Annotated in this window: 4 protein-coding genes; all 4 read right to left on the reverse strand. The window is 45.2% G+C overall.

Translation table 11 applies throughout. The annotated features are described in order from the left end of the window. On the reverse strand, positions 1 to 522 hold a 522-nt coding region (locus tag ACFIJP_RS08530), incomplete at its 3' end, for a lysozyme (protein WP_375626959.1). A gap of 63 nt (positions 523 to 585) precedes the next feature. Then, positions 586 to 915: a hypothetical protein gene (locus tag ACFIJP_RS08535; RefSeq protein ID WP_375626961.1), complete on the reverse strand. Its 330-nt coding sequence runs from the start codon at positions 913 to 915 to the stop codon at positions 586 to 588. A gap of 9 nt (positions 916 to 924) precedes the next feature. After that, a complete protein-coding gene (locus tag ACFIJP_RS08540; RefSeq protein ID WP_375626963.1) occupies positions 925 to 4,947 on the reverse strand; it encodes a hypothetical protein in 4,023 nt (1,340 codons plus the stop codon). Between the two features lie 21 nt (positions 4,948 to 4,968). Continuing rightward, entirely contained in the window at positions 4,969 to 5,202 is a 234-nt protein-coding gene (locus tag ACFIJP_RS08545; RefSeq protein ID WP_375626965.1) for a hypothetical protein, read from the reverse strand. Between the last annotated feature and the right edge of the window lie 4 nt (positions 5,203 to 5,206).

Consider the following 5,206-nt stretch of genomic DNA (forward strand, 5'->3'; position numbering starts at 1 on the left):
CGGGGCAAGTGCTTCTATTTTAAGAAGTCCGGTTGCCGTTTTCGTTTCTACCCTTTGATAATTTGAAGAAACATAAGACCCTTTTGCCCATAATCCCGCTTCTGCTGCTCGACGGTTGGCCAAACCCGCAAGAGGCTTCCCACCGACCTTATTCCATTTCTGTAATTCTAAGGGTACGGCTTCATAATCCCCTTGATTAAGCTTCTTCAACAATGTTGACTTGCAAAAAGCAGCGGTTCCTACATTATAGCAAAACGAGACCAATGCCGCGAATTGGCAATCCGTTAATAAAACCGTGACCGATTCCTCTACCGTCTTCTCAAATTGCTTTAAGTCTTCACAAAGGATTTCTTCTGCTTGCTCTTGGCTAATACACATACCTTTTTTGACGAGGGGGTGACCCGCATTGCTGGTGTGACCATAACCAATCGTCCAGACACATGCCGTATCTCTATAAGCCTCTAAACGCAATCCTTCCCATTGTTTGATAAGCTCTAATCCTTCTTTCGATATCTTTCTCATCTGACGCTCCATAAAAAAAGCCCCACAAAAGTGAGGCTGGATAAAAATGTTTTTTTATGATCTCTATTGACTATGCTCTTTGATCAGTTGCTCGACTTCTTCAACACGAAAGCCAAGTTGAAAGAGCGGTGCATATTCGCTTTCCTGTAATTCATACTGACAACGCTTTTCTACAAAATCACCATTTGAATCAAATGGCATGGTTGTTGTTAGACAAACCTTATGCGTGTCATCTTCAATCCCCTCTTCTCCTTCACTGAGTTCTTTGACAAAAAACCAATAAAAACGCGTTGTCAAAAGCATCTCTAGCCTTCTTACTGTTTCAACTTTGTCAAAAGAAAGCATGTTCAGATAATCTTCTTTGCTATTTAAATGTTCTGGATATTCTATCATCTCTCCCTCCTAAACAAAATGACGCGTATGGCTACATCCACGCGCCGCAACTTGTTCATTTCCACCATTGACGATCATGGCGGCTCGAGTAAAACGCCCATTATCCGTTGTATTACTCCAGCTACCACCCCCTAACAATGCTCTCATTTCAAACGTATTTTGCGTACGGCTTATGGGTATAGGAAACGTGCCCGATAAAAATTGCCAAACATAACCGCAACCATCCTCACAACCGATATGCGAGATCATTCGACGATTCGCCGTATCCTTATATCCACCTGAAACCTTAGAGGTTGGTTCTTTCTTGCCAACAATATGTGTCTTTTCATTGCTTCCATACATAGCAGAAGCAAACGCTTCATCACTCAGTAAAGATTTTTTAACACGCGCCATATCTGTTACATGTTCGGTATAATTACGGTTTGTTGTTATATTGGTACGATACATTGATTTCGTATTTTCACCCGTCCCTGATTGAAGATAAATATCAACCCAAAGATCTGTAGAGGGGTCGTAGACCATTCCCTCTGGTGAACTATAAGGGCGGTGATTTAAACACCAAACTGAATTGGGTAAAATATCCCCTGCCCTATAACCAGACAAGGGGTGACCAGAAATCGTACCAACATCCGCACAAAGCGTATGAAACCCTCCTATCTTGCGCGAATTATTGACGCTGTAACCGTTTGGATACGTAGAGTTTTCTGATACAACAATTTTATGAGAATCTCCCTCCGGTACCAAATAAAGATAATAATCCTTGCCCGCAGAAAGAGACGGCATGCTTATTCTGGCATCTACCGTATAACTTACAACCAAAATATCATGAGTTCGTGGCAAAGTTAGATAGGTTCCTTTTTTCACGGTTAATTGCGCTTTGCCTGTCGCAACAAGAAAAGGGGTGGAAATTGATAAAACCGTTAAATGAGACTGTTTTAGAAAAGTGTTTATCTTTTCTGCGAGATTTTTTGCTTGTGTGGCTACTGTATGAGCTGTTGTCGCTGTTTCCAGAGAACTCTTGATACCTCCAAGCTCTTGCTTCGTCGTATCGGCTGTTGTTTTAGCTTCTTCTGCTGTCCTTTTCGCTCTATCAGCTACTTCCTTGGCTTTTTCGGCTTCGCTCTTGGCTTGATAGGCTTGTGAATCTGCTGTCTCAGCTTTTTTCTTGGCTTCATCTGAGTACATCCGTGCTAAACTTGCTATAGTCTTAGCATTATCTGCTGTTTCATTCGCGTCGTAAGCTTTACTCCACGCTTCATTTGCTGTTTTTTCTGCCTTTTCTGCCTGACTACGCGCTTGCTCCGCGTCATGTCTTGCATAACCAGCAGACTCCTTGGCTTCCTTGGCTATTTTTTGTGCCTCTTCCGCTTCTTCCTCTAAAGACGCGGCTTTTTTACCCGCTGTTTCGGCTGCCCTCTGCGCCTCTCCTGCTATATATTTTGCATTACTAGCTATTTCCTTGGCTTTTTCTACTTCATTCTTGGCTTCATACGCTCGGTCATCGGCTTTCTCCGCTATTTTCTTGGCTTCTTCGCCTGCCGTTTCTGCTAAACTTGCTATAGTCTTAGCGTTATTGGCGGCTTCATTCGCGTTGTTAGCTGTACTACTAGCATTATAAGCTATATTTTTCGCAGATTCTGCCTCACTACGAGCTTGCCTCGCATCATTTTCGGCATAAACAGCTTTCTGTTTGGCTTCCTTCGCTGTTTTTTCTGTCTCTTCTAGCTTGTCTTCTAAAGATGATGCTAAAGACGCTGCCTTTTTACCCGCCGCTTCTGCCGCTTTCTGTGCTTGTTCTGCTGTATATTTTGCACTATTAGCTATTTCCTTGGCTTTTTCGGCTTCGCCCTTAGCTTGATAGGATTGTGAATCTGCTACTTCCGCTTTTTTCTTGGCTTCGTCTGCATATGTCCGTGCTAAACTTGCTATAGTCTTAGCGTCACCTGCTACTTCCTTCGCGTTGTTAGCTGTACTCCACCCTTGATGAGCTGTGTTGCCTGAATTTTCCGCTATCTTCTTGGCTTCATCTGCGTACGTACGCGCTAAACTTGCTATAGTCTTAGCGTCACCTGCTACTTCCTGAGCTTTATTGGCATTACTCCATCCTTCATGAGCTGTACTTTTTGCCTTTTCTACCTCACTGCGCGCTTGTGCCGCCTCATGGTTAGCATAACCAGCTGTCTGTTTGGCTTCTTTCGCTATCTTTTCAGCTTCACCCGCTACTGTCTCTACCTGTGATGCCTTCTTTTGTGCACCATCAGCTACCTTCTTTGCCTCGTCCGCTGTCGACTTCGCACTATTGGCTAATTGTTTTAGACCATCCAAAGCACCTTTCGTTTCTTCTGCTACCTTCTCTGCTGCTTCCGCTTTACTCTTTGCTGCTGTAGCTATACCCTTCAACGCTTCTGCATCAACATGCCCTGCCGTCTCTCCTGAACGCGCCGCAGACTCTGCTACCGCTTTCGCTTCAGAAGCTAATTTTGTAGCCTCCTCTGCACTCTGTTGGGCTTGATGAGCCGTCGCTGTTGCTGTATCCGCTGCACTCTTGGCTTCTTCTGCTGTGGTCTTCGCTGTATTCGCCACCCTAACAGCACTTTCTGATGCTCCTTTGGCTTCGTTAGCTACGCTCTCTGCTGTTTCTGTCGCTGTCGCTACCGATTGTTTTACTTCCTCCACTAAACCTTTTGCCTCAACAGCTGTCGTTTTACTTTCATTAGCTAACGTTGCTGCCTGATCTGCTACTTTTTTCGCTTCAGCGGCTTTAGACAATGCTTCTGAAGCATCTTGTTGCGCTGTTGATGTCTCTAACGCCTGTTTTGCCTCTTGCGCCATAATCTTGGCTTCTGAAGCTGTGACTGTCGCATCATCCGCCTTCTTTTCGGCTCTTGCGGCTTTCCCTTCTGCCGTCTCTGCTGTGCTCTTAGCGTCTTGCGAAAGGACATGAGCATCCTCTGCTTTATTCTTCGCTTCCACCGCCGTGTCTTTTGCGCTATCCGCTAACCGCTTTGCATTATTCGCTAACGTTTCTGCCGAATACGCTGTCGTCTTAACTTCTTCAACCAATTGTTTGGCTTCACCAGCTTTAGTCTTGGCTTGTGTAGCAACGTCTTCTATTGTTAAAGCCCTCTGCTCTACTCCTTCTGCTGTCCTTTTGGCTCCCTCAGCTGTATTCTTGACATGATCAACCGATTGCTTAAGATCATGAGCTACCGACAGAGCTTGAGACGCTGTTTCTTTTGCATCACCAGCTACCGAAGAGGCTCTATCAGCTGTCATCTTGGCTTCAGAAGCTGTCGTGAGAGCTTGCCCACTGTTCGTTGCTGCTGTTTCTGCAACATTCTTCACCTCGCCCATCACCTGCTTGGCATCATCAAAAGCGCTCTTGGTTTGTTCGGAAAGTGTTTTTGCATCTCCTGCCGTTGCCTTGGCTTCTCTTGCCTCTGTCAAAGCTGTCTCTACTGTGCCTTGAACTTGTGTCACTCTTTGAGAGCTTTCCGTGACCGCTGTCGTCACTCTATCGGCTGCACCTTTAGTATCCTCCGCAATACGCTTGGCTTCTTGCGCTAACCTCTCTGCCGCTTCTGATTTCATCTTGGCATCTTCTGAAGAGGTTTTCGAGACCTCTGCTGTTGTCTTGGCGGCATTGGATACTGTTAATGCCGTATTTGCCTGCTCTAAAGCTGTCTCTGCTGTCGTCTTGGCTTCAGAAGCTACAGTAACTGAACTCGCTGCTGTGTCTGCTGCTTGCGCTATCGTCGTCGCTGCTGCATCCGATAATTCCTTGACACTATCTGCTATAGTTTTCGCTTGATCTGCTGTTTGTTGCGCGCCATTCGCACGCGCCATGGCTTTTTCTGCTTCTTTCCTTGCATTAACAACCTGCTCTAACGGCGCAAAGGTTTCATACGAATACAAAGATGCCGTCCCTAAAAGCTTCGGAACAACAACGCTGTCTTGAGAAGTTCCTGCTATCATTTCTTCTCTCGTCGCGACAGGTATCAAATATTCATGTTCATGATCGGGTATCTTCATCTGCTTTCGTCCTCACATCATTCAGAGTACTTCGTCTAATGAACACTCTTTCAAATCTTCAAACTCTTCTCTTAAAGCCTCGAAGCGCTTCTCTAAATCTTTCAGTGAACCATCAAGCTCCCTTTTCAAAGCGGCTTTCAGTAAATCAAAAACGCCATTAAGCGGCGCATGTACAAATACTTCCCCCGAATACAAAACGACCCGTACTTGAGACGGGTCGCTAATCTCTGATATCGCAAACGGTTTTAATGACATTTCA

Origin of the sequence: Bartonella sp. MU37NMGALS (assembly GCF_042194015.1) — a bacterium.
GTDB classification, from domain to species: domain Bacteria; phylum Pseudomonadota; class Alphaproteobacteria; order Rhizobiales; family Rhizobiaceae; genus Bartonella; species Bartonella grahamii.

What these genes read in the sequence shown, in the direction of transcription:
- ACFIJP_RS08535 (WP_375626961.1), bottom strand. Translation starts at nt 915, where the DNA reads ATGATAGAATATCCAGAACATTTAAATAGCAAAGAAGATTATCTGAAC.
- ACFIJP_RS08540 (WP_375626963.1), bottom strand. Translation starts at nt 4,947, where the DNA reads ATGAAGATACCCGATCATGAACATGAATATTTGATACCTGTCGCGACG.
- ACFIJP_RS08545 (WP_375626965.1), bottom strand. Translation starts at nt 5,202, where the DNA reads ATGTCATTAAAACCGTTTGCGATATCAGAGATTAGCGACCCGTCTCAA.